This window comes from Nonomuraea sp. NPDC049152 (assembly GCF_040648355.1).
Lineage (GTDB): Bacteria > Actinomycetota > Actinomycetes > Streptosporangiales > Streptosporangiaceae > Nonomuraea.
The window spans coordinates 412462-438041 of the sequence record NZ_JBEZDO010000003.1; the positions used below are offsets into that span (position 1 = coordinate 412462).

At 70.2% G+C, this 25580-nt stretch carries 31 protein-coding genes; 14 read left to right on the plus strand and 17 right to left on the minus strand.

What is annotated here, in order from left to right; all coding sequences use genetic code 11:
* The first annotated feature begins 129 nt into the window (after positions 1–129).
* Together AB0B45_RS08415 and AB0B45_RS08420 are read left to right on the plus strand one after the other, a co-directional pair.
* Positions 130–1686, plus strand: a complete 1557-nt coding sequence (locus tag AB0B45_RS08415; protein ID WP_358127310.1) for a glycoside hydrolase family 3 N-terminal domain-containing protein — start codon at positions 130–132, stop codon at positions 1684–1686.
* 4 nt (positions 1687–1690) lie between these two features.
* A complete protein-coding gene (locus AB0B45_RS08420) occupies positions 1691–2362 on the plus strand; it encodes a pentapeptide repeat-containing protein (protein WP_358127314.1) in 672 nt (223 codons plus the stop codon).
* Here the strand turns inward: AB0B45_RS08420 and AB0B45_RS08425 are convergent.
* From AB0B45_RS08425 to AB0B45_RS08440, 4 genes are read right to left on the minus strand one after another with little or no spacing between them, the layout of a single operon-like run.
* Complete coding sequence (locus tag AB0B45_RS08425) at positions 2349–3377, minus strand: nitronate monooxygenase (protein ID WP_358127317.1); 1029 nt, start codon at positions 3375–3377, stop codon at positions 2349–2351. The genes AB0B45_RS08420 and AB0B45_RS08425 overlap by 14 nt on opposite strands.
* Positions 3374–4054, minus strand: coding sequence for a CoA-transferase (locus AB0B45_RS08430; protein WP_358127319.1), 681 nt, complete (start codon positions 4052–4054; stop codon positions 3374–3376). Before AB0B45_RS08430 ends, AB0B45_RS08425 begins: the two co-directional genes overlap by 4 nt.
* Complete coding sequence (locus tag AB0B45_RS08435) at positions 4041–4826, minus strand: CoA-transferase (RefSeq protein WP_358127321.1); 786 nt, start codon at positions 4824–4826, stop codon at positions 4041–4043. Before AB0B45_RS08435 ends, AB0B45_RS08430 begins: the two co-directional genes overlap by 14 nt.
* The gene (locus AB0B45_RS08440; RefSeq protein ID WP_358127324.1) at positions 4823–5554 is read right to left on the minus strand and encodes an enoyl-CoA hydratase family protein; all 732 of its coding nucleotides are present in this window, start codon (positions 5552–5554) and stop codon (positions 4823–4825) included. The genes AB0B45_RS08435 and AB0B45_RS08440 overlap by 4 nt, the downstream gene beginning before the upstream one ends.
* A 45-nt stretch (positions 5555–5599) precedes the next feature.
* Between AB0B45_RS08440 and AB0B45_RS08445 the strand changes: the two genes are divergently transcribed.
* Positions 5600–6346 carry an SDR family oxidoreductase gene (locus AB0B45_RS08445; RefSeq protein ID WP_358127327.1) on the plus strand — a complete coding sequence of 249 codons (747 nt, stop codon included), beginning with the start codon at positions 5600–5602 and terminating at the stop codon, positions 6344–6346.
* 18 nt (positions 6347–6364) lie between these two features.
* Here the strand turns inward: AB0B45_RS08445 and AB0B45_RS08450 are convergent, their stop codons facing one another.
* Positions 6365–7300 (minus strand): class I SAM-dependent methyltransferase, encoded by a 936-nt coding sequence (locus AB0B45_RS08450; protein WP_358127330.1) that lies wholly within the window; start codon positions 7298–7300, stop codon positions 6365–6367.
* 186 nt (positions 7301–7486) lie between these two features.
* Here AB0B45_RS08450 and AB0B45_RS08455 point away from each other — a divergent pair, with 186 nt between their 5' ends.
* A complete protein-coding gene (locus AB0B45_RS08455) occupies positions 7487–8302 on the plus strand; it encodes a hypothetical protein (RefSeq protein ID WP_358127334.1) in 816 nt (271 codons plus the stop codon).
* 232 nt (positions 8303–8534) lie between these two features.
* Entirely contained in the window at positions 8535–8876 is a 342-nt protein-coding gene (locus AB0B45_RS08460) for an RNHCP domain-containing protein (protein ID WP_354906770.1), read from the plus strand.
* 1 nt (position 8877) lies between these two features.
* Here the strand turns inward: AB0B45_RS08460 and AB0B45_RS08465 are convergent, their stop codons facing one another.
* From AB0B45_RS08465 to AB0B45_RS08495, 7 genes are all read right to left on the minus strand, one after another.
* Positions 8878–9624 (minus strand): SDR family oxidoreductase, encoded by a 747-nt coding sequence (locus AB0B45_RS08465; RefSeq protein WP_358127338.1) that lies wholly within the window; start codon positions 9622–9624, stop codon positions 8878–8880.
* Between the two features lie 77 nt (positions 9625–9701).
* Positions 9702–11003, minus strand: a complete 1302-nt coding sequence (locus AB0B45_RS08470; protein ID WP_358127341.1) for a DUF2252 domain-containing protein — start codon at positions 11001–11003, stop codon at positions 9702–9704.
* Positions 11004–11034: 31 nt separating this feature from the next.
* The gene (locus AB0B45_RS08475) at positions 11035–12039 is read right to left on the minus strand and encodes a hypothetical protein (protein ID WP_358127344.1); all 1005 of its coding nucleotides are present in this window, start codon (positions 12037–12039) and stop codon (positions 11035–11037) included.
* On the minus strand, positions 12036–12374 hold the full coding sequence (locus tag AB0B45_RS08480) for a PadR family transcriptional regulator (RefSeq protein ID WP_358127347.1): 339 nt from the start codon (positions 12372–12374) through the stop codon (positions 12036–12038). The genes AB0B45_RS08475 and AB0B45_RS08480 overlap by 4 nt, the downstream gene beginning before the upstream one ends.
* A 47-nt stretch (positions 12375–12421) precedes the next feature.
* Positions 12422–13180, minus strand: coding sequence for an SDR family oxidoreductase (locus AB0B45_RS08485; protein WP_358127349.1), 759 nt, complete (start codon positions 13178–13180; stop codon positions 12422–12424).
* Positions 13177–14277, minus strand: coding sequence for an acyl-CoA dehydrogenase family protein (locus tag AB0B45_RS08490; RefSeq protein WP_358127351.1), 1101 nt, complete (start codon positions 14275–14277; stop codon positions 13177–13179). The genes AB0B45_RS08485 and AB0B45_RS08490 overlap by 4 nt, the downstream gene beginning before the upstream one ends.
* Positions 14274–14864: a flavin reductase family protein gene (locus AB0B45_RS08495; RefSeq protein ID WP_358127353.1), complete on the minus strand. Its 591-nt coding sequence runs from the start codon at positions 14862–14864 to the stop codon at positions 14274–14276. The genes AB0B45_RS08490 and AB0B45_RS08495 overlap by 4 nt, the downstream gene beginning before the upstream one ends.
* Before the next feature lie 117 nt (positions 14865–14981).
* Here AB0B45_RS08495 and AB0B45_RS08500 point away from each other — a divergent pair, with 117 nt between their 5' ends.
* Together AB0B45_RS08500 and AB0B45_RS08505 are read left to right on the plus strand one after the other, a co-directional pair.
* Positions 14982–16121 carry an acetyl-CoA acetyltransferase gene (locus AB0B45_RS08500; RefSeq protein ID WP_358127357.1) on the plus strand — a complete coding sequence of 380 codons (1140 nt, stop codon included), beginning with the start codon at positions 14982–14984 and terminating at the stop codon, positions 16119–16121.
* Positions 16122–16123: 2 nt separating this feature from the next.
* Positions 16124–16468 carry a zinc ribbon domain-containing protein gene (locus AB0B45_RS08505; protein ID WP_358127360.1) on the plus strand — a complete coding sequence of 115 codons (345 nt, stop codon included), beginning with the start codon at positions 16124–16126 and terminating at the stop codon, positions 16466–16468.
* A gap of 102 nt (positions 16469–16570) precedes the next feature.
* Here the strand turns inward: AB0B45_RS08505 and AB0B45_RS08510 are convergent, their stop codons facing one another.
* On the minus strand, positions 16571–16768 hold the full coding sequence (locus AB0B45_RS08510) for a hypothetical protein (protein ID WP_358127363.1): 198 nt from the start codon (positions 16766–16768) through the stop codon (positions 16571–16573).
* Between the two features lie 264 nt (positions 16769–17032).
* Here AB0B45_RS08510 and AB0B45_RS08515 point away from each other — a divergent pair, with 264 nt between their 5' ends.
* The 3 genes from AB0B45_RS08515 to AB0B45_RS08525 all read left to right on the plus strand — a co-directional run bounded on the left by AB0B45_RS08515 (position 17033) and on the right by AB0B45_RS08525 (position 19299).
* Positions 17033–17782: a GntR family transcriptional regulator gene (locus tag AB0B45_RS08515; protein WP_358127365.1), complete on the plus strand. Its 750-nt coding sequence runs from the start codon at positions 17033–17035 to the stop codon at positions 17780–17782.
* Between the two features lie 186 nt (positions 17783–17968).
* A complete protein-coding gene (locus tag AB0B45_RS08520; protein ID WP_358127367.1) occupies positions 17969–18547 on the plus strand; it encodes a GNAT family N-acetyltransferase in 579 nt (192 codons plus the stop codon).
* A gap of 74 nt (positions 18548–18621) precedes the next feature.
* Positions 18622–19299, plus strand: a complete 678-nt coding sequence (locus AB0B45_RS08525; protein WP_358127370.1) for a copper homeostasis protein CutC — start codon at positions 18622–18624, stop codon at positions 19297–19299.
* Positions 19300–19548: 249 nt separating this feature from the next.
* Here AB0B45_RS08525 and AB0B45_RS08530 read toward each other — a convergent pair whose 3' ends face one another.
* Together AB0B45_RS08530 and AB0B45_RS08535 are read right to left on the minus strand one after the other, a co-directional pair.
* Positions 19549–19905 carry a YbaB/EbfC family nucleoid-associated protein gene (locus tag AB0B45_RS08530; protein ID WP_358127373.1) on the minus strand — a complete coding sequence of 119 codons (357 nt, stop codon included), beginning with the start codon at positions 19903–19905 and terminating at the stop codon, positions 19549–19551.
* Between the two features lie 28 nt (positions 19906–19933).
* Positions 19934–20305: a YbaB/EbfC family nucleoid-associated protein gene (locus AB0B45_RS08535; protein ID WP_358127375.1), complete on the minus strand. Its 372-nt coding sequence runs from the start codon at positions 20303–20305 to the stop codon at positions 19934–19936.
* A 96-nt stretch (positions 20306–20401) separates the two neighbouring features.
* Between AB0B45_RS08535 and AB0B45_RS08540 the strand changes: the two genes are divergently transcribed.
* From AB0B45_RS08540 to AB0B45_RS08550, 3 genes are read left to right on the plus strand one after another with little or no spacing between them, the layout of a single operon-like run.
* On the plus strand, positions 20402–20728 hold the full coding sequence (locus tag AB0B45_RS08540) for a hypothetical protein (RefSeq protein ID WP_358127378.1): 327 nt from the start codon (positions 20402–20404) through the stop codon (positions 20726–20728).
* Complete coding sequence (locus tag AB0B45_RS08545; RefSeq protein ID WP_358127381.1) at positions 20719–21522, plus strand: hypothetical protein; 804 nt, start codon at positions 20719–20721, stop codon at positions 21520–21522. Before AB0B45_RS08540 ends, AB0B45_RS08545 begins: the two co-directional genes overlap by 10 nt.
* The gene (locus tag AB0B45_RS08550) at positions 21522–22619 is read left to right on the plus strand and encodes a tetratricopeptide repeat protein (RefSeq protein WP_358127384.1); all 1098 of its coding nucleotides are present in this window, start codon (positions 21522–21524) and stop codon (positions 22617–22619) included. Before AB0B45_RS08545 ends, AB0B45_RS08550 begins: the two co-directional genes overlap by 1 nt.
* Before the next feature lie 345 nt (positions 22620–22964).
* On the opposite strand, the gene AB0B45_RS08555 is transcribed toward AB0B45_RS08550, so the two are convergent.
* The gene (locus tag AB0B45_RS08555) at positions 22965–24110 is read right to left on the minus strand and encodes an aldolase (protein WP_358127387.1); all 1146 of its coding nucleotides are present in this window, start codon (positions 24108–24110) and stop codon (positions 22965–22967) included.
* Here AB0B45_RS08555 and AB0B45_RS08560 point away from each other — a divergent pair.
* A complete protein-coding gene (locus AB0B45_RS08560; protein ID WP_358127390.1) occupies positions 24103–24258 on the plus strand; it encodes a hypothetical protein in 156 nt (51 codons plus the stop codon). The two genes, AB0B45_RS08555 and AB0B45_RS08560, sit on opposite strands and share 8 nt — an antisense overlap.
* A gap of 13 nt (positions 24259–24271) precedes the next feature.
* Here AB0B45_RS08560 and AB0B45_RS08565 read toward each other — a convergent pair whose 3' ends face one another.
* Positions 24272–25573, minus strand: coding sequence for an FAD-dependent oxidoreductase (locus tag AB0B45_RS08565; protein WP_358127393.1), 1302 nt, complete (start codon positions 25571–25573; stop codon positions 24272–24274).
* Positions 25574–25580 lie beyond the last annotated feature (7 nt).

Consider the following 25580-nt stretch of genomic DNA (forward strand, 5'->3'; position numbering starts at 1 on the left):
CAAGGGGTGGGCCTCGCCGACAGGAAGAAGACTCCCATCCGTACACTTGCCGAGTTCATCATCGAAGGCCGTGGTTGACGTCTGAAGATGCCTCTAGAAAATAGGAAACTTTCCTATTAGATTTCGGTCATGCCCAAGCCTGGCCGCGACTTGCTTCGCCTTGCCGACTCCGTCATCCTTCCGGGATTCGTGGGGACGACGCCCCCCGACTGGCTCCGCCGCCGCCTGTCCGAAGGACTGGCGGGCGTGGTGCTCTTCTCCCGCAACATCGTCGGCCCCGCCCAGGTGGCCGAGCTGACGGCGGCGCTGCACGCGGACAACCCCGCGGCGCTGGTGGGAGTGGACGAGGAGTCGGGCGAGGTGACCAGGCTCGAGGTCGCCAAGGGAAGCAGCAGGCCCGGCAACTACGCTCTCGGCGTGGTCGACGACGTCGCGCTCACCGAGGAGCTCGCCCGAGACCTCGGCAGGGATCTGGCCGCCGCGGGCGTCACGATCGACTTCGCGCCGTCCGCCGACGTGAACTCCAACCCCGGCAACCCCGTCATCGGACTGCGCGCCTTCGGCGCCGACCCCGAGCTCGTGGCCAGGCACACCAGGGCCTTCGTCCGCGGACTCCAGGCGACAGGGGTGGCGGCCTGCGCCAAGCACTTCCCCGGCCACGGCGACACCGCGGTCGACTCCCACCACGGCGTGCCCGTGGTGGCGGGCGAGATCGAGGAGCACCTGTTCCCTTTCCGGGCGGCCATCGATGAGGGCGTTCGGGCGATCATGACGGGGCACCTGCTCGTGTCCCGGTACGACGACCGGCGGCCCGCCACGCTCAGCCCGCACGTGCTGACCGCCCTGCTCCGCGAGGAGCTCGGCTTCGAGGGCATGATCATCACCGACGGGATCGAGATGGCGGCCGTCTCCGGTGCCTACGGCGTGGGCGGAGCGTCGGCCATGGCGATCGCCGCGGGCGCCGACGCGATCTGCGTGGGCGGCGAGCGCTCGGACGAGGCGACGGCCGTCGAGGTGCGTGACGCGATCGCCCACGCGGTGCTGGAGGGCGGACTGCCCGAGGAGCGCCTGGCCGACGCCGCGCGCAGGGTCACAGGACTCGGCGCGTGGTCGGCGGCCGCCAGAGCGGCACAGGGCCGCCACGGCGGTCGCGGGGGTCACGGGGTTCACGGGGGTCGCGGGGTTCACGGGGGCGTGAACGACGACGGCCACGCGGTCGAGGGGGAGATCGGTCTCATCGCCGCCCGCCGCGCCGTCCGGGTGACCCGCAGGACCGCCGCGCCCGTCCTGCCCCTGACCGTCGCGCCACAGGTCGTCGAGTTCGCCCCCGAGATGAACCTGGCCATCGACAAGGGCACGCCATGGGGCGTGGGCGAGCCGCTGAGCAAGCTCCTGCCCGGCACCACCGTCAACAGGCTCACCGCGGAGGAGTCGCGCGCCGCCGTCCTGGAGAACCTGCTCAGGGCCGCCGCCGACCGGCCGCTGGTGATCGTCGCCCGCGACGCCCACCGCTACCCGTGGCAGGCGGCGGCGATCAGCCACCTGCTCAGCGCCCGCGCCGACGCCGTGGTGGTGGAGATGGGCCTGCCCGAGCGCTCCGACCTGGGCGCCGTCCACATCGCGACGTACGGCTCGGCCCGCGTCTGCGGCCAGGCCGCCGCCGAGGCGATCACGGGTAGCCTCTGACGTCGTGAACTTCGACGGCGAGGACCTCTCCCACCTCTCGATGGCCGACCGCCTCAAGGCGGACGAGCAGCACGTCTTCCGCGGCTGCGACCTCACCGAGACCGACTTCTGGGGCGCGTCGCTGGCCTCGGCCACGTTCGAGTCGTGCGTGCTGGAGCAGACCGACTTCCGCAAGGCCGACCTCGACGGGGCGGTGTTCACCGGCGGCGGAGGGCTGCGGGCGAGGTTCGCCGACGCCGACCTGCTCGACGCCGTCTTCACCGACGTCGACCTGTCCTCCGCGCACTTCGGCGGTGCGTTGCTGACCGACGCCGCCTTCACCGGCTGCCGGATGATCGGCGCGTCGCTCACCGGGTCGAGGGGGACGGGGTTCACGCTCTCGCGCTCGAACCTGACGATGGCCAACCTGGGCGGCTGCTCGCTGCGCGGTCAGACGCTCGAGGGCATCAGGTTCGACGACGCCGACCTGTCGGGCTGCGACTTCACCGAGACCGTCTTCAGCGACTGCCGCCTGATCGGCACGAAGGTGCTGAAGACCGTCTTCGCCAAGGCCGACCTGCGGGGAGCCGACCTCGGAGAGCCTGACGACGCCAAGCTGCGCGCCCTGTCCGGCGCGATCATCAACCAGGCGCAGGCCAACGCGATCCTCGGCGCCCGCGGGCTCACGGTGGTGTGAGCCGCCGCAGCGCCTGGCCGGCCTCGGCCATGATCCGCTCGATCAGCTCCGCGCACGAGGGCAGGTCGTCGAGCACTCCCACCACCTGGCCCGAGGCCATCACGCCGAGATCGGTGCGGCCGTCGACCATGGCCGCCCTGAGCAGCATCGGGGTGTTGGCCGCCTGCAACACCTGCGCCCAGGTCAGGTCCCTGCCCGCGCGCATCCTGCGACCCTCGCCGACCAGCTGCCCCCAGCTCAGGCCCGACAGCCGTTTGAAGCGGGCGGCGTTGACGAGTGCGCGCAGCAGCCGGGCGCGTTCGAGCGAGGCGACGAACGGCGTGGCGAGCACCCGGTGCGGCACCCCGTCGACCTTGCGGGTCACGAGCGTGTCGGTGGCCTCCAGGTAGAGCCGCTTCACCTGGTCGGGCACGGGGGAGTCCTTGGTGAGCAGGAAGCGGGTGCCCATGGCGATGCCCGCCGCGCCGTACGCCATGGCCGCCACCAGGCCGCGGCCGTCGAAGAAGCCGCCCGCGGCGATGACCGGGATGTCGACGGAGTCGACGACCTGCGGCAGGAGCAGCGTGGTAGGGACGGGACCGGTGTGGCCGCCGCCCTCGCCACCCTGGACGATCACCGCGTCCACCCCCCACGCGGCCACCTTCTCGGCGTGGCGGCGCGCGCCTACGGAGGGGATGGTGACGACTCCCGCCTCCTTCAGCCTGGCGATGAGCTCCCTGCGGGGGGCCAGGGCGAAGGAGGCCACCCTGACGCCCTCCCTGATCATGACCTCGACCCGCTCGGCGGCGTCGCCGGCGTCGGAGCGGATGTTGACGCCGAACGGCGCGCCGGTGCGCTCCTTCACCTCCCGGATCGCCGCCGTCATCTGCTCCACGGACATGGTGGAGGCGGCGATGACGCCCAGGCCCCCCGCGCCCGAGGTGGCGGCGGCGAGCCTGGCACCCGCCACGTAGCCCATGCCGGTCTGCACGATCGGGTACCTGCAGCCGACCAGGTCGGTGAGCGCGGTCCTCACAGCGCCTCGCGCAGATTGTCCGGGTCGATCGTCTCGAGGACGCGGCGCTCCTCGTCGGTCGGCAGCCGCGTGGTGGGCACGTCGGGCGGCACGACCAGGTCGAAGCCCGTCGCCTCAGTCACCTCGGCGACGCTGACACCCGGGTGGACGGAGACGAGCCGCATCGACCCGTCCGGCGTGCGCAGGTCGAGCACCGCGAGGTCGGTCACCACCCTGCGGATCATCGGGCCGCCGACGCCGGAGACCATGTCGACCTTCTCGACGAACACCCGCGGGCTGTGCTTGGGGATCCAGTAGCTCGTCGGACAGCACACGGTGTTGCCCGGCGCCCCGCGCACGCCGAGGAGCTGGGCCTTCGGCCGCTCCCACGCGCCGATGCAGGAGATGTTGGTGTTGCCGAGCCTGTCGATCTGCGCGGCCCCGAGGAACACGTGCCGCCTGCCGTTCAGCACCAGCCACAGATGGTCGCGGACGGGCAGCCAGCCCTCCACCACGCCGGGCGCGTCGCCGGTCAGCAGGCACACGCCGTCGGTCGTGATCAGGTCGGGCTCGAACGTCATCCTGGCCAGGCGCGCGGCCAGCATCGTGATCGGCCCGCCGATCCCGGCCGCGACGATCTCGCCGTCGCCCCTAAACGCCTCGGCGCAGGCGACCACGCACACATCAGCCCTGCTCATCGTGATACTCCCCCCACGGGGTCGTCGCGTACCTGCGCTGCTCCGCCTCGTCCCTGCCGTAGTCGGGCTCGCACGAGGTGAAGCCCGCGCCACCGGGGGCCTCGACCACGCCGGCCACGAACGACCTGCTGATCAGCAGTGACTGCACCGGTCCCTCCTTCAGCAGGTCGGCGCTGTCGACGAGCCGCTCACAGGAGACGTAACAGCTCGTGGCCGCCTTGGCGTAGAGGTCGTCGAAGTAGGGGTCGGGGCCGAGATACTGGGCGTTGCCGCGCCTGTCGGCCCTGTTGAGATGCACCAGCGCGACGTCCATGGTCAGCGCGGGCACCGCGAGCAGGTCCTCGTCGGTGTACGGCGAGCGCACCGTCCTCAGCCCCGGGTTGACCCGCATGACGTCGGAGCCGAGCCCCGCCCGCGTCGGCAGGAAGGGCAGCCGGTGCGCGGCGGCGAGCAAGCCGAACATGAACATGCCCTCGTCGTACTCGGCGAACTCGATCGTGCCCTGCTGCCTGGCGGTCCTGAAGTGCGGCTCGAGGGGGATGGTGTCGAGCGTGACGAAGGGGGCGACCACCTTGCGCACCTTGCTGGCCGCGCACAGCATGCCGACGTCGGCTCCACCGTACGAGATGATCGTCAGGTCGGTGGCGGGGGACCTGAGCAGGGCCCCGACGAGCGCCATCGGTTTGCGGCGCGACCCCCATCCGCCGACGCCGACGGTCATGCCGCTCTCGATCCTGGCCGCGACCTCGTCGGCCGTCATCACCTTGCTCATCGCAGGAACCTCTCTCTGTGCTCGTCGCCCGCGCCCATCAGGTTCAGCTCGAAGGTGAGGCCCTGCTCGAAGCGGTAGCTGCGTTTGACGTCCACCGGGTCGATGCCGTTGAGCGACTCCTTGGCGCGGCGGATCACGTAGGGGTCCTTGTCCGCGATCCGCGCCGCCACCTCCATGGCCGTCTCGCGCAGCTCGTCACGCGGGGTCACGTGCAGCACGGAGCCGAACGCGTGCAGCTCGTGCGCGGTGACGTTCCTGCACGTGTAGACCATCGCGCGCATGAGGTGCTGCGGCACCAGCCTGGCCAGGTGGGTGGCCGCGCCGAGCGCGCCCCTGTCCACCTCGGGCAGGCCGAAGTAGGCGTCGTCGCTGGCGACCACGATGTCGGCGTTGCCGGCCAGGCCGACGCCGCCGCCCAGGCAGAAGCCGTGCACCGCCGCGATCACCGGCACCTCGCAGTCGTAGACGGCGGCGAACGCCTGGTAGCACCCTCTGTTGGCGCCGACGAGCGCGGCGTGGCCATCGTCGGCCTGCATCTCCTTGATGTCCACGCCCGCGTTGAACCCGCGGCCCTCGGCTCGCAGCACCACGACCCTGGTCCCCGGGTCCCGCCCCGCGGTGTGGACGGCCTGCGCCAGCTCGTGCCAGTCCCGCACCCGCAGCGCGTTGACAGGGGGGACGTCGACGACCACCTCGGCGATCGGTCCCGCCCGCAGCGTGATTCCCATGACGCTCCTGTCGCTACCTAACGCTTGCTTGGTACCGTAGCATCCGTGATCTCCTACGACTACACCGGCAAGGTGGTCCTGGTGACCGGCGGAACCAAGGGTCTGGGGCTGGGGATCGTCCGCGCCTTCACGGCCGCGGGAGCCGAGGTGATCGTCTGCGCCAGGACCCCGCCCAAGGACCCGGCCGCCGTCGATCAGGGCGCTCGGTTCGTCCAGGCGGACGTGCGCGAGCCCGGCGACCTGGAGCGGCTGTTCGGCGGGCTCGACCGGCTCGACGTGGTGGTCAACAACGCGGGCGGCGCGCCGTACGCGATGGTCGCGGGCACCTCGCCCCGCCTGCACGCCCGCGTCATCGAGCTCAACCTGACCGCGCCGCTCCTGGTCGCCCAGCGCGCCCACCCGCTGCTCGCCGCCACGGGCGGCGCGGTCATCATGATCGGCAGCACCAGCGGCACCCGTCCCTCGCCCGGCACCTCCGCGTACGGCGCGGCCAAGGCGGGCCTGCACCACCTCGCCGCGTGCCTGGCCGCCGAGTGGGCCCCCGAGGTCAGGGTCAACACGGTCGTGGTCGGACTGGCGCGGACCGAGAACACCGCCGAGCACTACAACGACAGGATCGACCTGATCAACGCGACCATCCCCGCTGGACGGATGGCCGAGCCTGACGACGTCGGTGAGGTCTGCCTGTGGCTGGCGGGCTCCCGCTACGTCACGGGCGCGCAGGTCCTCGTGCACGGAGGCGGCGAGACCCCTGCCTGGAAGTGGCTCGCATCTGATGAGACCTCCCGATAACCAGGTGGCGAGGAGGCTTCAGCCTGCCGACCTGTGCCGGGTGATCCGACTGCGGGTCCATCGAACGGCGCGCTGGACGACGGGGCCGGCCAGGCTGATCTCGCCGGTGGCCTTCCGCAGCGCCTGCACGGCTGCCCTGGAGTCGCTCGTGGTCTTCTTCAGCTCCGCCGAGGTGCGCCGGAGTTCGGCGCTGAGCCGTCCCAGCTCGGCGAGGTCGCCGCCGCCGGCCGCGGGCTTCGGCTTCTTTCGCTGGTTGACGCGGAGGAGTTGCCGGTCGCCGAGCGCGTCGATGGTGTGCCAGAGGTCGGGAGCGGAGCCGAGCCATTCGAGCATGCGCGTCCGGATGGGCGCGGGATCGCCCCACGTGGCGTAGAGCTTCTGCGTGCTGACGCAGATCGGCTCCAGGCCCAGCCTGGAGACCGCCTCCCAGACCGCCAGGGCGACGCCCGGCGTGTGCTCGCTGCGGTAGTCGTCGAATGCGACGATCCCGTCCTCGCGCAGGACCGTCCGCGCCGCCAGCACGTCCTGCTTGACGTGCGCGTACAGGTGTGACGCGTCGACGTGAACGAACCTGCAGGAGTCCGCCTTGACGTGGTCGAGGATCTCCGACGTCGGCCCGTGCACGATCCGCGGCAGGTCGGCGTGGACGCCGAGGTAGTTGTCCTCGAACTTCCGCCGGGTGAGCGTGGAATACGACTTGCTGGTCTCGGCGTCGTTGTCGGCGTCGGGCGCGTCCGACTCGAACAGGTCACAGACGGTGAAGATCTCCCCCGGGCGCAGATGTCCGCCGATCAGGACCGCGCTCTTGCCGAGGTAGGTCCCGAGCTCGAGGAGGTCGCCCTGGTCACCCGCCGACAGGATCCAGTCGAACAGGCGCCGATCGGTCGGCCAGAACCATCCGGGAATCCGATCCACCGCCGAGGTGAGGTCTGCTGCTGCCGTGGGTTCGGACATGGCCGGACGCTAACAGCCTGGGATCCTGGCTCTGAAGAGGGTTTGCCGCATGGCCATCCGGGTGTCGCCGAGAATTCGATCGGATGAGCAGACCGGCGAAGACGGTCAGGCGGAGAACCGGAGGACGCCGAGCCTTGAGCGAGCCTGCCCGGCTCGCACCGTTTCCTGCCGCGTACCATCCACCTGGTGACTAACGCTGCATATGTGACATTTGGTAATGGCGACTCCGTTGACGACGAGCGTGACCTCGTCATCGCGGCGTGGCGTGCGGAGGGCATCGAGGGCAAGGCCGTGCGCTGGGACGATCCCGACGTCGACTGGAGCACGTTCGACGCGGCCGTCGTGCGCTCGGTGTGGGACTACGTGGGCAGGCGCGAAGAATTCGTGGCGTGGGCCAGGGCGACGGCGAGCGTGACCAGGCTGCTCAACCCCGCCTCGGTCCTGGAGACGAACACCGACAAGACCTACCTGCGTGAGCTCGGCGTGCCGACGGTGCCGACGCACTGGTCGGCGGACGGCATGCCGCAGTGGAGCGAGTACGTCGTCAAGCCGACGGTCTCGGCCGGGGCTCGCGACACGATCAGGACCGCCGACAGGGCGGCGGCGCAGGCGCACGCGGAGGCGCTGGAGGCCTCGGGGCGCGCGCCGATGGTCCAGCCGTACCTCGACATGGTCGAGGCCGAGGGTGAGACGTCGCTGCTCTACTTCAACAGGACCTTCAGCCACGCCGTCCGGCGCAACGCGATGCTCGCCAGCGGGCAGAGCCTCGCCGACAACTCTCGCGCCGAGTCGCGCACGCCGGCCGACGACCAGGTCGAGCTGGCCGAGAAGGTGCTCGCTGCGGTGCAGGGCGAACTGCTCTACGCCAGGGTCGACCTGATCAGGCTCGCCGACGGCAGCCCCGCGCTGATGGAGCTGGAGCTCACCGAGCCCTACCTGTTCCTGTCCTACGCGGAAGGGGCGGCGGGCAACCTCGCGAGGGCGCTCATCGAGCTGCTCTGACGCCCGGAAAACCCGTTGCGATCTGCGGCGGCGGGTTGGTTGACTGCCGACGACGAACACGAACACGAGCGGATGCGAGGGGGGAATGTTGATGCCCGCGGGCACCGAGGTCGCCGTCGCGCGCCCTCGAGCGGACTCACCCCTTCGCCGGAGTCGCCGGCGGGGCTGATTCCGCCCGGCGTTGACGACGGCACAGGTGTCCCGTCCTCAACGCCTCGAAAGTGCTGATCCGTTGCCTCGTAAGAGTTCGTTCCGCTGCGTCAACTGCCGCCTCGACGTCCCCATGGACGCGCCCGGCACCCGCCACCGCAACCACTGCCCGACCTGCCTGTGGTCCCGTCACGTCGACAGGACCCCAGGCGACCGCGCCGCCGACTGCGCGGCGGGGATGGCGCCCATCGCCATCCACGTGCGGCAGGGCGGCGAATGGCAGATCATCCACCGCTGCACCTTCTGCGGCGAGCTGGACGCCAACCGCATCGCGGGTGACGACAATCCGCTCACGCTGATGCGCCTGGCCGTCGCCCCGCTCGCCCAGCCGCCCTTCCCTCTCGACTGGTTCGCCCGCCTCTAGGTCAGGCGCTGATCCCGCCGTCCACCGGGATCACCGCGCCGGTCAGGTAGGCGCCGGCCCGCGAGGACAGGAAGATCGCCGCCCCGGCCATGTCGTCGGGGCGGCCGATCCTGCCCAGCGGCACGCCGGCGGCGATCAGCTCGCGGGTGGCGGGGTCGTCCAGCGCGAAGGACATCATCTTCGAGTCGAAAGGACCGGGTGCGATCGCGTTGACCGTGATGTGCTCGGGCGCCAGCTGTCTGGCCAGGTGCCTGGTCAACATGTGGACCCCCGCCTTCGCCGCGGAGTAGGCGTAGTTCTCCATCTCGGGCACCCTGATGCCGTCGATGGAGCCGATGTTGATCACCCGGGCGGGGTCGTCGGCGCCGGCGGCGGCCCGCAGGTGGGGGAGGAAGCGCTGCGTCAGGTAGAAGACGCCCTTCACGTTGATGCCCCACAGCTTGTCGAAGGCGTGCTCGGGATACTCCTCGAGTGGGGCGCCCCAGGTCGCGCCCGCGTTGTTGACCAGCACGTGCAGCGGCCCCTCGACGGCCTCGGCCAGCGTGGCGACGCCCTCGGGCGTCGACAGGTCGGCGGCCACCGCGACGCAGCCCAGCTTGGCGGCGGCCTTCTCCACCTCGGCCGTCTTGCGCGCGGAGATGTAGACCTTGGCGCCGGCCTCGACGAACCCCGCCGCGATCATCCACCCGATTCCCCTGGAGCCGCCGGTGACGACGACCTTCTTGCCTTCCACCGAGAACAGAGTCATGCTCTGGGAGCATGCCATACCGACCAGTCGGTTTCCATAGAGGTACAGCTCTGTTCTAATAGAGGTACAGCTCTGTTCTAGAGGCCTGGGATCCTGCCGTTCCTGAACAGGTCGACGAAGGTCTGGTGGTCCTGGCGGGCCTGCGCGCCGTACGCGTGGGCGAAGTCCACCAGCATCCTGATGAAGCCCTCCGCGTCGCCGTCGATGACCGCCACGATCGCCTCCTCGGTGGAGAAGTCGACCAGGTCGTGCGCGGACTCGTCGTCGGCGACCGAGTGCATCCGCGCCACCGCCCGCCCGAGGTCGCGCATGATCGAGCGCAGCTCGCCCGGCTCGTTCACGTCGTCCCAGTCCAGGTCCGCGGAGTACGGCGAGACCTCGGCCACCAGCTGCCCGATCCCGCCGAGCGTGGTGTAGCCGAGCCACGGGTCGGCATAGGCCTGCAACGCGCGCTGCGACTCGGCCGTCCTGTGACCTTGGTGCCTGAAGTAGGCGGAGACCTTGTCGTCGTGGATGTGCCTGGCCACGGCGGGCACCTGGGCCTGCTTCATGTAGAGGATGACGTCGTTCTCCAGCGCCTGCGACCGGCCCTCCAGCAGCAGGTTGTAGGAGGGCAGCCCGGCCGAGCCGATGCCCACGCCCTTGCGCAGCGCCACGTCCTTGATGACGTGCTCGACCGGGTCCATGTGGCTCGGCAGCGTGGCGAGGTACTGCGTGAAGGCCTCCAGCACCGTCGCCCGCGTCTGCTCCGAGACGGGCTCGCGCCCCTCCATGAGCGCGAACCGCCGGTCGTAGTCGTCGATCAGGGTCTCCACGTCGAGCATGGCCACGCGAGTCCTCAACCTGGCCGTCTGCAGCACCCTGTGGAGCACGCCCGAGGTGGTGGACAGCGTCAGCGAGCCGATCGCGTCGTCGCCGCCCTTGGCGATGGCGGTCAGCTCGCCCAGGTAGGCGGCGCCGAAGTCGCTCACCAGGCGGGAGATCGCCTCGTCCGACATGGCTTTGCCGTACCCGATGAGGGCGACGCTGGCCGCGAAGCGCTTCAGGTCCCAGGTGTAGGGCCCGACGTAGGCCTCGTCGAAGTCGTTGACGTTGAAGACGAGGACGCCAGAGGCGTTCATGTAGGTGCCGAAGTTCTCCGCGTGCAGGTCGCCATGGATCCACACCCGGCCCGTCGGCCCGTCGAGGTAGGAGTCGTCGGCGAAGTCACCGGTCAGGTCGGCGTAGAAGACGGCCGCGCTGCCGCGGTAGAACGCGAAGGCCGATCCCGCCATCTTCCTGAACTTGCGCAGGAACGCGGCGGGGTCACGCTCGATGGAGGGGCCGAACTCGGTGGTCAGCACCTCGAGGAGGTGCGACGCGCGGCTCTGTGTCGCCATAGCTCACAGTAGGCCCGCGCGCCCCTCCAGGCTAGGCCGGACGGGGCAGCGCCCTGAAGCTCACGGTCGCGAGCGTGACGCAGAGCGCCAGCAACGCGACGCATTGGACGATCATGGTGACGAGCAGCGGCGACGTGACTCCCGACGCGCCGATCAGATACACCGGCGCCCGCAGCGCCATCAACGGCACCGCGACGATGGCCAGCGCCAGCCGCGAGGCGGGCGACGTCCTGCGCACCAGGCATACGAGGCCGGCCAACACGACCGCCGCCGTGGCCAGGCCCTCCGGGGACAGCCAGCCGATGGCCCAGATCATGTCGATATCGTCGGGAGAGGCTGTGGGCAGCCGGCTGCCCAACACGATGATCGCAAGGTACGCCGCGGCCAGGCCCAGGGGAAGGGCGGCCAGCGGCGACGAGCGCCGCACCGGTGCGTCCCGGTGGTAGGCGGCCAGCAACGCGAGGACGGGCACCGCCGTGGCCAGCATGGAGGGCACGAGGTCGACGATCGGTCCCGGCCAGGTGAACACGTCTATCCCGAACCTGACCAGCGCGTACACCAGTCCCGCCACGGCGAGCGCCTTGGCCGTCCGTACCTTGCCCAGCGCCAGCGTGGAGAAGGCGGCGATGGACACGAGGCCGGCCGCGATGGACACGACCTCCCAGATCCGCCCGTCGAGGCTGGTGATCAGCCATTCCTCGGACAAGGAGCCCAGGAGCCCGAGCGAGCGCAGCGAGAGCGCGATGCCGACGCAGCCCATCACGGCGTAGAAACCCAGGCCGAGCAGGGCGGCCAGCCTGAGCGCGTCGCCCACGGCGCGGCCGCGGGGCGCCTCGCCGAGGCCGCTGACCCTGGCCCTGACCGCCAGTGCGGCGACGGAGGCGACCTCTCCCCAGCTGGGCCGCGCGTTGTCCTCGTCGCGAACCTGCCCGGCCCCGTCGAGGAAGGCGTCGACCATCTCCTCCTCGCGCTCGGCCCTGTAGGACGCGGGCAGCATCCTGAGCACGAAGCGGTAGCGCTGCTCCAGCAGGGTCATGCGGAACCTCCGGCGATCGAGGGTCGGGTGGTGAAGATGCGCTGCCGGGCGCTGAGCCGCTCGGTGGCGGTCCGGAGGGTGCCGGTCAGCCTGGCGACCTCCGTCTGGAGCGCGCCCTCGCCGGCGTCGGTGAGGCGGTAGTAGCGGCGCAGCCGCCCCGACTGCACCTCCTCATGGTCGAGCTCGACGAGGCCGTCGGCGGCAAGCCTGTCGAGCACGCCGTACAGGGTGCCGATCTTGAGCTGCACCTTGCCTTCGGACAGCCGTTCCACTTCCTGCACGATCCCGTAGCCGTGACGGGGCTCGTCCAGGAGTGCCGTCAGAGCCAAGAACATGGGCTCTGTCATATTCATGAGCCCAACATAACATGCGCGGCATGATATCAGGCGCGCTGGCTCGAAACCGAGACGACCTCTCCCGTCATGTAGCCGGAGTAGTCGCTGGACAGGAAGACGATCACGTTGGCCACCTCCCACGGCTCGGCCGCCCTGCCGAACGCCTCCCTGTCCACCAGCTCGGCCAGCACCTCCGACGTGGTGACCTTGGTCAGGAACGGGTGCATGGCCAGCGAGGGCGCGACCGCGTTGATCCTGATCCCGTGCTCGGCGGCCTCCACGGCCGCGCACCTGGTGAGCGCCATGACCCCGGCCTTGGCCGCGGCGTAGTGCGACTGGCCGCGCTGCGCCCTCCAGCCCACCACCGAGGCGTTGTTGACGACCACGCCCGCGCCCCGCGGGATCATGTGCCGCAGCGCCGCGCGCGTGCAGCGCATCGTGCCCGTCAACGTCACATCCAGCACCGCGTGCCACTGCTCGTCGGTCATCGCGGCCAGCTCGGCGGTGCCGCCGAGACCCGCGTTGTTGACGAGCACGTCGAGCCGCCCGTACGCGTCCACCGTCGCCTCGAACAGCGCGCGCACCTGCGCCTCGGAGGTGACGTCACACGGTACGGCCAGCGGCTCGACCCCTGCCAGCTCGGCCAGCGCCTCGGCCGCCTCCCGCAGCCGCCGCTCGTGCCGGTCGGAGATGACGACGACCGCGCCCTCCTCCGCGCAGCGCCTGGCGGTGGCGTAGCCGATACCGGTCCCCGCCGCGGCGGTGACCAGTGTGATCTTTCCTTCGAGCAGGCCGTGTGACTTCACGTGGGCAGTCCCATGGTGCGTTGGGCGATGATGGTGCGCTGGATCTCGCTCGACCCGGCGTAGATGGTGTCGGCGCGGCTGAACAGGTAGAGCCGCTGCAGGTCGCCGAGCTTGCCTACCAGGCCCTCCTTGCCCAGCACCGCCTGGGCCAGCTCGCCCAGGCGCTGGTGCCACTGCGACCAGTAGAGCTTGGCGATCGACGGCTCGGCGTCGGGGCGCAGCGCGTTGAAGCGCATGATCCGCAGTTCCAGCCATGACCGGGCGAGCTCGTCCCTGATCAGGGGATCGTCGAGCGCGCCGGTCCGCCGCGCCGCCTCGATGACCTTGGCCAGCTCGCGCTGGAAGCCGATCTGCTGGCCGAGCGTGGAGGCGCCGCGCTCGTAGCCGAGCGTCGCCATCGCCACCCGCCAGCCCTCGCCGGGCGCGCCCAGGATGTTCTCCTTCGCGGTCCTGGCGCCGTCGAAGAAGACCTCGTTGAACTCGGCGGTGCCGGTGAGCTGCCTGATCGGGCGCACCTCGACGCCGTCCCGCCGCATCGGGACCAGCAGGTAGGACAGCCCGTGGTGCCGCGTGGAGCCCTCCTCGGTACGGCACAGCACGAAGCACCAGTCGGCCACGTGCGCGAGCGACGTCCAGATCTTCTGCCCGGTGACGACCCACTCGCCGCCGTCGAGCACCGCTCTGGTCTGGACGTTGGCCAGGTCGGAGCCCGCCTCTGGTTCGGAGTAGCCCTGGCACCACAGCTCGTCGCCGCGCTGGATCGGGGGCAGGAAGCGCTCCTTCTGCTCCCGCGACCCGAAGTCGAGGATCGTGGGACCGATGAGCCCCTCGCCGATGTGGCCGACTCTGGCGGGGGCGTCGGCCCTGGCGTACTCCTCGTGGAAGGCGATCTGGTCCTCGAGGGAGGCTTCCCGCCCGCCGTACTCCTTGGGCCAGGCCAGGCATGTCCAGCCCGCCCTGCCGAGGTGGCGTTCCCACGCGTGCCGTACGTCGTGGCCCTCGTGCTCGCGGCCTGGGCCGCCGAGCCCCCGGGCGTGCGCGAACTCGCCCGACAGCGCCGACTCCAGCCAGTCCCTGGCTTCCTGTCTGAGCGTCATGGGGTGAATCGCCCGTAGCCGCCGCGGAAGAACAGCAGCGGGCCTCCGTCGGCGTGGGTGTCGAGCTGGTGGACCCTGGCCACGACGATCAGGTGGTCGCCCGCGGGGTGCTCGGCCTCGATGGAGCACTCCAGCCAGGCCAGCGCGCCTTCGAGTAAGGGGTTGCCGCCGGGGGAGCGGGTCCAGGCAAGGCCGGCGAACTTGTCGCCGCCCTTGGCCGCGAGCTGCGCGCACACCGGCTGCTGGTGCTCGGCGAGCACGTTGACGGTGAGCGTCCTGGCCGTGCGGAGCCTGGGCCAGCTGGTGCTGGTGTGCGCGACGCAGAAGGCGACCAGCGGCGGGTCGAGCGAGACGGAGGTGAAGGAGTTGGCCGCGAGGCCGCTCGGCTGCCCGCTGTCTGGGTCCAGGGCGGTGATGGCGACGACCCCGGTGGCGAACCTGCTCAGCACCGACCTGAAGTGCTTGGCGGCTCCGTGGGGCGCCCCCGCGGAGGCGCTTCCGTTGGGGACTCCGTGCTGGAACGGCGCGACATGCGGCCTGCCGTCACAGCCGTCCGGCGTGATCAGCCGGGCAGCGTGTGTGCTCATGGGCGCCTCCTCGTCGACCACTGTATCTTACCAAGCGCTTGCTTGGACGGTAGGCGTCTCCCCGAAAGCCTGTCAACGCGTTGACAGTCGTTTCGTGCGCGGCATAGCGTCAATCACGTGGCCAAGCGCTTGCTTGATTTCAGGGACGCCACCGCGATCGCGGGAGTCGGCTACACGCCGTTCACCAAGGACTCGGGCGTCAGCACGCTGACCCTGGCCTGCAGGGCCGTGCTGGCCGCGCTGGAGGACGCGGGGCTCACCGCCGACGACGTGGACGGCCTGGCCACCCACAGGGTGGGCGACTCGGCCGCGCCCTCCGTGGTCGGCCCGGCGCTCGGGATGACCGCGCCCACCTGGCACCTCGACCACTTCGGCGGCGGCAGCGTCTCCCACGCGGTCGTCGGCCAGGCGGCACTCGCGGTGGCGGCGGGCGTCGCGGAGACGGTGGTCTGCTATCGCGCGATCAACGCGAGGTCCGAGTTCCGCATGGGGACGGCGCCGAACCCGAGCCCCGAGACGCAGTACCTCGCCCCGTACGGCTACGGCGCCCCTGTGCAGCAGTTCGCGATGTACGCCCGCGCCCACATGCTGAAGTACGGCACCAGGCCCGAGCACTTCGGGCAGGTGGCCGTCAGGCAGCGGGCCCACGCCGTGGCCAATCCCCGAGCACTGATGCGCACGCCCATCACCCTCGACGACTACCTCGGCAGCCGCCCGATCGCCGAGCCGCTGCGCCTGCTCGACTGTTGCCTGGAGACCGACGGCGCGTGCGCGGTGGTGGTCACCACCGCCGAGCGCGCCCGCGACCTGCGCAGGCCGCCCGTGCTGATCTCCGGCGCCGCATGGGGAGGCGGCGACTCCTTCCTGTCGCCCGGCGAGCCGACCGTCACCGCCGCCGCCGCTCTCTCCCCCCGCCTGTACGCCATGGCAGGCGTAGGACCCGGCGACATCGACGTCGCCGAGCTGTACGACTGCTTCACCTACTCCGTGATCGTCCAGCTGGAGGACTACGGCTTCTGCGCCAAGGGTGAGGGCGGCCCCTATGCCGCCTCGGGGGAGGGGCCGCCGGTCAACACCCACGGAGGGTTCCTGTCCGAGGGGTACGTGCACGGCCTCAACCACGTCGCCGAGGCCGTCTCCCAGTTGCGCGGCGACGCGGGTGAGCGGCAGGTGGAGGGGGCCGAGGTGGCGCTGTCCACCGCCCAGCCGGGCCACATCCTGCCCGCCACCTCGGCGTTGGTGCTGCGGAAGGGGTGAGTGTGGACAGGGACTCGGCCGAGTGGTGGGAACTGGTGGCCAAGGGGGTGCTCGCGGTGCAGCGGTGCTCCTCGTGCGGGCTGCTCAGGTTCCCCGCCAGGGCGTTCTGCGCTGCCTGCCGTACCGAGGGGTGGTCGTGGGCTCCCGTCGCGCCGGAGGGGCTGGTGGAGAGCTGGATCGTCGGCCACTGGCGGGCTCCGGCGCCCTACACGATCGTGCGGGTGCGGCTGGCCGAGGCGCGGGGGTGCGTGCTGTACGGCACCTGGAGGGGCCAGGGCGAGCCGGGTCAGGGACAGCGGGTGCGGGCGCTCTTCCCCGCCGAGCCGCTGATCGAGTGGACCGCCTGACCTGGAACAAAAGAGAGCGCGCCCTGGCGGGCGTGGGGGACCCGCCAGGACGCGCCTCCGTACCGTGCGCGTCGACCCAGGACCCCGGCGAGGGATGGGGTCCTACGCCGAGTGCTCGCACACGGAGCCGGTGGGGGAGTGACCGTCTGAAGTTGGGTGCCGATAGTGCTCGGCGATGCGGAGTGCCGCGCCTACCGGGTCGTCGATCGGGTGGTTGACGGTGGCTCCTGCCTCGTTCCACTCGAACGAGCCGTTCTTGCACCACACGGTCAACTCGGTCAGTACCGATAACACGGACATGCCGTTCCCGTTGCTCTGGTAGGTGTGGGTGAACCCCTGGCGATGCAACGCGTAACGCAGTAAACGTGTTGCCTCTCGGGGGTCGTACCAGGGCAGGTACGGCGTACCCGTGCGGACCGGTAACACCGGCCGTCACCCCCTTGCCCGACCTTTCGATGGATTTGTACCAACGAATGGATGATGCGGCTGTCAAGGCGCTCCGGTCAAGGGGTTGTAGCTAGCTAGAACCAGATCGTCTAAATTGTTGGAACAAAAGGGGTGAAAGTGGCTCGGTCGTCGCTGTACCAGCAGGTGGCTTCGGATCTGCGAAGGGCCATCTACTCCGGCGACCTCGGCCCCGGGGCGCAATTGCCTACAGAGGCCCACCTTCAGGACAAATACGGAGTCAGCCGCAACACCGTCAGATTGGCCCTCGGGGAACTGGTGAACGAGGGCCTGGTCACGCGTGCTCCCCGGCGTGGCACGGTCGTGCGGGATCGCCGGCCGTTGCTGATGTATCCGCAGCGAGAGCTCGCTCCGCAGCCGCGCGGTGAGGTGCGGGAGGCATTCGCGTACGCCGTCTCTCAGGAGGGCCGCGAGCCGAGCCAGACGATCGAGGTGCAGATCGTGAGCCCGGTCGAGGAGATCGCCAGCCGTCTGGAGCTGGGCGACGCCGACCTGGCGGTCGTCAGGCGCAGGCTGCGGTTCGTCGACGGCCAGCCGTACAACACCAACGACTCCTACTTCCCGCTGGCCCTGGTGCAGACCTCGGAGATCGCCAGGCCAGGGGACATCGCCCGCGGGGCGAACAGGGTGCTCGAAGAGCTCGGCCATAAGCAGGTGAGGGTGGTCGACGACATCATGGCGCGGATGCCGAACCAGGAGGAGGCCGAGCGCCTCCAGCTGGAGCTGGGGACCCCGGTCGTCGTCTACATCAGGGTCGGCTACGACCGTGCTGACACGCCTGTGCGCGTGGCCGTGTCGGTGCTTCCGGCCGACAAGCACTTGATCCGATACGAGCTGGGTCTCCGCTAGACCACGCTCGCTTGGGGGTGATCCCGGCCGTGCGGCGCGGGTCGTTCCTCCGCGCTGGGCACGGTGGAGTTGTGCATACTCCCCCAAATTGCATTTTTCCCTGAAATATCGCCATGAAAGCCGTGTGCCATCGAATGAACACGCTTCGTGTTCACTTCGTTACCCATCGGAACGAAAGGCAGAATCATGCACTCGAACACCCTCCTTCCTCCCCTGGCCCTTCGGCGTGCCGTACCCGACGACCTCCCCGGCGTCCTCACCCTCCTCGCCGACACCGCCGAGTGGCTCCATCTGCAGGGTGTGCGGCAGTGGCCGCGCGGCGGCTTCGGCCCCGAACGGATCGCGCCGCTGATCGACGAGCAGGTCCTCTACCTGCTGGAAAGCCGCTTCGGTGAGACCGTCGCGACCATCGCGCTCGACGGTCACGCCGACGCCGAGTTCTGGACGAAGGCGGACGAGCCCGCCTCGGCCCTCTACGTCCACAAGCTCGCCGTCTCGCGCGCCGTCGCGGGGACCGGCCTTGGCGACGCGCTGCTCGACTGGGCCGGCGGGGCCGTCGCCGCGTCGGGCCTCGACTGGCTGCGGCTCGACTGCTCGAAGGACAACCCGCGGCTCCAGCGGTACTACCAGCGCCGCGGGTTCCGTCACCTCCGCACGGTCGACCTGCCGCACCGGGCCTCAGGCGCGCTGTTCCAGCGCCCCGCCGAGCTGCGCACCTGTGTCGCGGAGGGGCTGTTCCGGACGTTGGATCTTGTCGAGGCCTGACATGAATTGTCAGATATGACCACTGCCCTCCTCCATGCCGAGAGGAGGGCAGATTAGGCGATAACCTCTCTTTCATGACCGGATCCTTGCTCGAGGTGATCGCGCTCGACGCGCGCGACGCCGTGGCCGCGGAAGAGGGCGGCGCCGACCGTGTCGAGGTCGTCGCCGACATGGCGGCCGACGGCCTCACCCCTGCGACGGAGACGGTCGCCGCGATCGCGAGAGACTGCGCGCTGCCCCAGATGGTCATGCTGCGCACCGACCCGAACTTCACCTCGGAGTCGCTCGACAAGCTGATCTCCGAGGTGAAGGGGCTGGCCGAGGCGGGCGCCGCGGGGTTCGTGTTCGGCTTCCTCACCTCCGAGGGCGTCGTGGACCTGGAGGCGACGGAGGCGCTCATCCACGCGGTCTCACCGCTGCCGTGGACGTTCCACCGCGCCGTGGACCACGCGGCCGACGTGCAGGCCTCGTGGCGGGCGGTGCGGCTGCTGCCCAACCTGGCGACCGTGCTGACGTCGGGCTCGCCCGCGGGCGTCTCTGAGGGGCTCCCGGTGCTGAAGGCGCGCGCCGAGGCGGGAGACGGCGGCCTGATCCTCGCCGGCGGCGGGCTCAAGCTGCGCCACATCCCCACGCTGCTCGACTACGGGGTGCGCGCGTTCCACGTGGGCAGCGCGGTCCGGTCGTCGTGGACCACCCCCGTCGACCCCCATCTCGTCTCTCAGTGGCGCGCGCTGATCGATCGCGACATCTAGGCCGACCCTCAACCCACTTCTGAAACGTGGGTTCAGAGCCTAGGTGCCACGCCTTTCCTCAGCGGGTCGTACCACTTCGGCCGTACCCTCTGGGCCGGGTGGTATGGCGCGGCGGGTTACGCGCGCGACGGCGTCGATGAGGAGCGGGTCAGCCTGACCAGCGCTGTGCAGGGTTGCCGGCTCCTGGCGCCTCATGCCGATGGCCGGCACCAAGGGCGGCTCCGGGAGGCCACCCCCGTCCTGGAACGGTCAGCGCCCCAGCAACCGGTCGAACTGTGATTGGGCCTCAGCCGGGTCGACGCCCTCGAGCCCGTCGCGCATGAGGTTGTGGGCCTGGCGCCCGGCGTCGCGCTGCGCCTGCTCGACGGCTACCAGCACCTCTTCCGCCAGGGTCTTGCTGTCCAGGCGCTTGGCCCTGGGTTCGAACACGACCTCCTGCACTCTTCCCTGCACCGAGACCGTCACCTGAACCTGGCCTGCCGCGCCCTCACCCACGCCGACGATCTCGTCGAGCTCGCTCTGCGCCTCTTCCATCCATTCCCGGATCCTCTCCGCGTGCTGGGCCGCCTCCTCAAGGTCCTCGTCGCGGATGTTGCCTGGATCCATGCGGTTGCCGTACAACCCTGGCCTCCCGTCAGAACAGTTCTCGAGCCACCTGCTCGACCCGGTTTCGGACATAAGTCTCGTTGGGCGGCTCGGGCATGGCCTCGGCGTAGACCATGACCTCGCTCACAATTTCCTGTGCCTGGCGCTCGGCATCGAATTGCGCCGATTGGAGGGCGACGGTCACCTCCCGGCCCAGCTCCACGACATCCAGACGCAGGACGCGGGGATCGAAAGTGAGTTCTGTGATGCCCCCGCGCCCGTTGGACGTGGCTTTCACCTGCCCGTCCGCGCCGACGCCGATGCCCATGACCTCGAGGATCCGACCTTCGGCCGCGTCCAGCTTCTGCATGATCGCCTGGGCCTGTTCCAGCGTCTGCTCAAGATACTCGTGATCATCCATCCGTACTCCCAGAGTGACGATGCGAAAGAGCCGCCAGTCTAGACATAATCCTGATCTTTGCGGATCTCGCGGTGATCCACGCTATGGTCGCTAGTCATGAGTTTCGGACTTTCGATAGCCACCGAGGCGCAGACCGAAAATGCTTCCCGCATGCTGGTTCACGGGGAGGACTACATCGCGGCGGTCCAGCGGTTGACAGAACGTGGTTGCGGCGGGGACCTCTGGGGCGACGACGGCTTGTTCGGCACGATCAGAGCGACGTACGCGGAATGCACCCAGACCGGCGTGCAAGCTCTCTCCCATCTTGGCGGTGGGATCTCAGCGACCGGTGAGGGCGTGGCGGCCACGGTCGTGAACATCCGGGCCGCGGAGGATGTCAACGTGCAGAACGCCGCGAGATTGCATGGCGGAACATGGGTGTGACGCTACCGGCCAGCGTCGACGGAGTCCTCGCGCTCATGGGCGTGCCGTGGCCGAACATCGACGAGGACGAGATCCGCAAGGACGCGGACGCCTGGCGGACGGTGCTCGCGGGAGCGGAGCCCGCAGGAGCCCGAGCCGACGCGACGGTACGGCAGACGCTGGAGACCTACAAGGGGGACTCGGCGACCGCTCTGGCTGGGTACTGGTCGGACACGGGTGCCAGCGGTCACCTGGGCGAGGCCGCCAACGCGGCCAGGGTCGCCCCGATCGCGCTCGACGGCACCGCCACCGTGGTGACGGCCGTCAAGGTCGTGGTGGCCGCGAATGCCGCCTACGCCGGAGTCAGGATCGGCATGGCGTTGCTCGCCGGTGGACCGCTCGGGGTCAGCTCGGCGACCGCGACCATGCTCGCCACCCGCGCCGCGATAGGGCGGGTTCTTCGCGAAGGGGCCGAAGGCACCGGCAAGGTGCTGGGTCCCGCCCTCAGCCGCAAGGTCACCCAGCCGCTCCAGCGCATCCTGCAGAGCTTCCGCGGTCCCGGCGGCGGAAGCCCGATGCTCGCGGGTGCGGGGGGACCCCGCGTCGCCCTCGGCAAGGGCCCGGACCGGTTCGATGACATGCCAGGCGTTGCGAAGATGGGTAGGAAAGATAAGGAAAAGGGGGAGCTCAACCAGAGCGGCAGAAACCCGCACGAAAGTAATCAGTCGGGTTCTAAGCGTAACAAGCACGAGGAGGCCGCAAACCATGGCGGACGGCGGAACATTCCGCCGAATCCCAACAAGAGGAAGAAATAATGAGTGCTGGTGACATGCTCGCCCGCGCCAACAGGCTCGCCGCCATGAACCTCTACGAGAAGGCCGGCGAGCTGTACGAACAGGCAGTCCGGGAACACGTGCCGGGGGCCATCGTCAAGTACGGCGAGATGCTCTTCGAGGCCGGCGACTACCCGGCGGCGGAGAAGGTGCTGCGCTCCGCCGTCGACGAGGGAGACGACGCCGCCTACGGCTGGCTGTCCGATGTCCTGGTCGCCGCCGAGCGTCCAAGCGAGGCGGCACACCTCATGGAGCGAGCGGCCGGCCAGGGAGTTCCCAAGGCCGCGCTGCGGGCCGCGACCATCTGGGCCGACGCGGTGGGTGACCGTGAGCGGGCCGAGAGCTGGTACAAGAAGGCGATCGACAGAGGCGAGCCCGGGGCGGTCAACGACTACGGGGTCTTCCTCGCAGAGGACGAGAACCGTCTGGACGAGGCCGAGCGGCTGCTCAGGGTGGCCGCCGAGGAGGGTGACGACCTGGCCTACGGGAACCTCGGCAGCATCGCGCTGGACCGCGGCGACCCCGAAGCCGCCATCGAGCTGCTGCGGCAGGGAATCACGCCAGGATCCTCGGCACTGCTTCACCTGGCCGTCGCCGAGGAGCAGCTAGGACGGTTCGCCGCGGCCCGCGCCTACTTCGACCGTGCCGTGAGCGAGGACATACCCGATGCGCTGGTGAAGCGAGCCCAGTTCCTGGCCGATCAAGACGAAGCGGAGGCGGCGGAGGCCGATTTCCTGGCTGCCGCCGACAGGGGCGAGGCGGGGGCCGACTATTACTACGCCGCGTTCCTCGCAAGGTACGGTCGCGCCGACGAGGCGACGGATCGCTTCCAGCGGGCGATCGAGGCCGGATCGGACGCAGCCTACGAGGACCTGGCGCTCATCCACCAGTCGAATGGTGACACGGCGACCGCGGAGAAGTACTTCATGGCAAGTATCACCGCGGGCTGGTTGAGCGCCGTGTTCTCCTACGCGGACATGCTGCGTGGTCAGGGGCGCCTGTCCGAGGTCGCGGCCTTGGTCCCGCTGGCCGAGAACCTCGGAGCCGACCCCGAGGAGATAGCGGCCCTGCGCGAATAGGCGCTCGAGATCGCGGTCACGGGCGCGGCTGCCGCCCCGTGACCGCGTCCCTCTACCGGGTCACTCGGAAGGCGTCTACCAGCATCATGATGCGCAGCAGGAGACCCTCCCAAGCCTGGCGCGCGGATGTGAGCTCCCTCTCCAGATCCTTGACGCGCGCGCCGACAGGCCCCAGCTCGGCACGAATCTGGGTCCGCAGCTGATGGCGGTGGCGGCGGAGGAAGTCGACCGTGCCGAGCCGCAGGCGGTGGCCGTACAGCCAGGCGCGGGTGCCGCGGGTGGCCGCCCGTCCATCACGCGTGCTCCAGCGGGACTCCGGTCCCCGCCGCGACGCCGTACGGGAGGTCAGCCGAGCGCCGAGTCGGCCCTGTGCAGCGCGGCGACGAGAGTCTTGATCGTGGCGGGCTCGTCCATCACACCCCCGCCTGCCGCCCGCCGCTCCTCCCAGGCCCGCACCCTGGCCGCATACGCGTCGTAGTGGGCCAGGTGGAAGGCGTAGACGGTGGCGAAGCGGGACACCAGGTGCGAGGGGTGCATGTCCCACCCCTGGTAGAAGCCGTGCGACAGCGAGTGCCTGACCAGGGCGGCGTGCCTGTGCCACAGCGCGTGCACGTCCGCCGTCGAAGCGGAGGCGGGTGAGGCGGCCAGCGACCCGTCCGACAGCTCGACGCCCGTCCCCGCGAACGCGGTCTGCATGACGTGGCGGGCGTGGTCGCAGGCGGGATGGTCCAGGCGCTGCTCGTGTGGCGGCAGGCCGAGCGCGGCGGTGTAGTCGAAGACGCCGAAGTGGGCCGCCGCCAGCCGTCCGCCGAGCGACTCGGCCAGGTCCGAGCGCAGGAACATGACGGTCTGCGGCGCCTCCACCTGGATCTCGAACCGCACCGGCGACGGCAGGCCGAGCCTGCTCTCCAGCGCGGCCAGCACCTTCGCGAACTGTCCCAGGTACTCCTCCATCAGCACCTTGGGGAAGGTGAGGGTGAAGCCGGGCGGCAGCGCGCCGGCCCGCGCGACCAGCTCGGTGAGGAACAGCTCCAGTGTGCGGACCGAACGGCCGGGGTCGCCGTCGGCGAACGACTTGATCCTGAGCCCCCACCTGCGGGGCAGGCCGCCCTCGGCGTGCAGGCGGGCCAGCGCGGAGGCGGCCGCGACCGCGTCGCCGTCCTCGGCGTCCGGCCGCACGCCGTAGCCGTCCTCGAAGTCGACGCGCAGGTCCTCGACGGGCTCGGCGGCGAGCTTGGCGGCCACGCGCGCGTGAACGTCGGCCGCCAGGCCCGAGGGGATCTCGAACACCTCGGCCATGGCGGCGGCGTCGGGCAGGTGCGCCTTCATCAGGTCGAGCGCCTGACCTCCCCACGAGGAGGGCGTCGAGGCGGAGAACAGGTCGGCGGGAACGTAGATCGTGTGCACGGGCTGCCAGCCGGGCTCACGCAGGGGATAGCGGGCCTGCTGGGTCCGGTGGACGTCCTCGAAACCGTCGACGGTGATGCGCATCGTCACACGCTATCGAGGGCTGAAGGTCACGGTCACGGCAGTGTCGGGACGGGCGCCGACGGCGGGCAGGGGCGCCGCGAGGAGGGCGGCGAGGGTCACGAAGGCGAGTGAGCGGCGCATGGTGGACCCTGACCCGCCGATCCACTAAAGGTGAACAGTGCTCATGTCGCAATTCGGCCGCAGGCCGCGAACATCGCCTCGAGCCCGACCAGCTTGACCCGCTCACCCCTGCCGAGCGTGCCCGCGAGCTCGGCCTCGGCCGCCTCGATGGCCAGCCAGTCGTCATAGGTGACGGGCCTGACACCGCGCGCGGCCAGCAGTTCGTCGATCGAGGCGGCGGCGCCCGAAGGAGCGTCGGCCAGCAGCGTGCGGACGGTCTCGGCGGCGTCGGACTTGTTGGTCCCGATCACGCCGGTCGGCCCGCGCTTGAGCCAGCCCGCCACGTACTCGCGGTCGCGGACCCTGCCCGCGACGTTCGGCACGGTCATCGTCTCGGTGGAGAACGGCACGCCGGGCAGCGGCACGCTCTGGTAGCCGACCGAGCGCAGCACCATCCCCACGGGCAGCGTCTCGAACTCGCCCGTGCCCACCACCCTGCCGTCCTCCGACAGCCTGGTCCGCTCCAGGCGCAGGCCCTCCACCCGGCTGGTGCCCAGGATCTCCACGGGGCGCAGCCAGAAGCGCACGTCCAGCCTGCGTGGGCGGCCCACGGGAGGGCGCTCCGACCACGAACGCAGCACGTCGATGTTGCCCTTGATCTGGCGGGGGAAGTCGCCGCCCAGCACCACCGCCTCGTCGGGGCGCACGCACACGTCCGCGTTGGCCACCTCGCCCAGCTCGCGCAGCTCCTTCAGCGTGAACTTGGCGTGCTCGGGGCCGCGCCGCCCGATCATGTGGATGGCCTTGACCTGGCTGTCGGCCAGCCGGGCCAGCACGTCGTCCGGCACGTCGGTGGCGCTCAGGTCCTCGGCCGTCTTGGCCAGCACGCGCACCACGTCCACGGCCACGTTGCCCACGCCGATGACGGCGACCTCGGGGCTGTCGAGCTCGAACCTGTCGGGCGAGACGTCGGGGTGGCCGCAGTACCAGTTGACGAAGTCCGTCGCGGCGACGCTGCCCAGCAGCTCCTCGCCGGGAATGCCCATCTTCCTGTCGACCATCGCGCCCGTGCAGTAGACGACCGCGTCGTAGCAGGAGAGCAGGTCCTCGACGGAGACCTCGGAACCGAGCGTCACCCCGCCCAGAAACCGGATCCGCGGCAGCTCGAGGACCTTCCTGAGGTAGTTGGCGATCGACTTGATCGAGGTGTGGTCGGGCGCGACCCCGTAGCGCACGAGCCCGTACGGCGTCGGCAGCCGTTCGAGCACGTCCACGTCGACGCTGTCCGCCGACTGCTTCACCAACGCCTCCGCCGTGTAGATGCCGGCGGGACCCGATCCGACGACTGCCACGCGCAACGACACGCTGCCT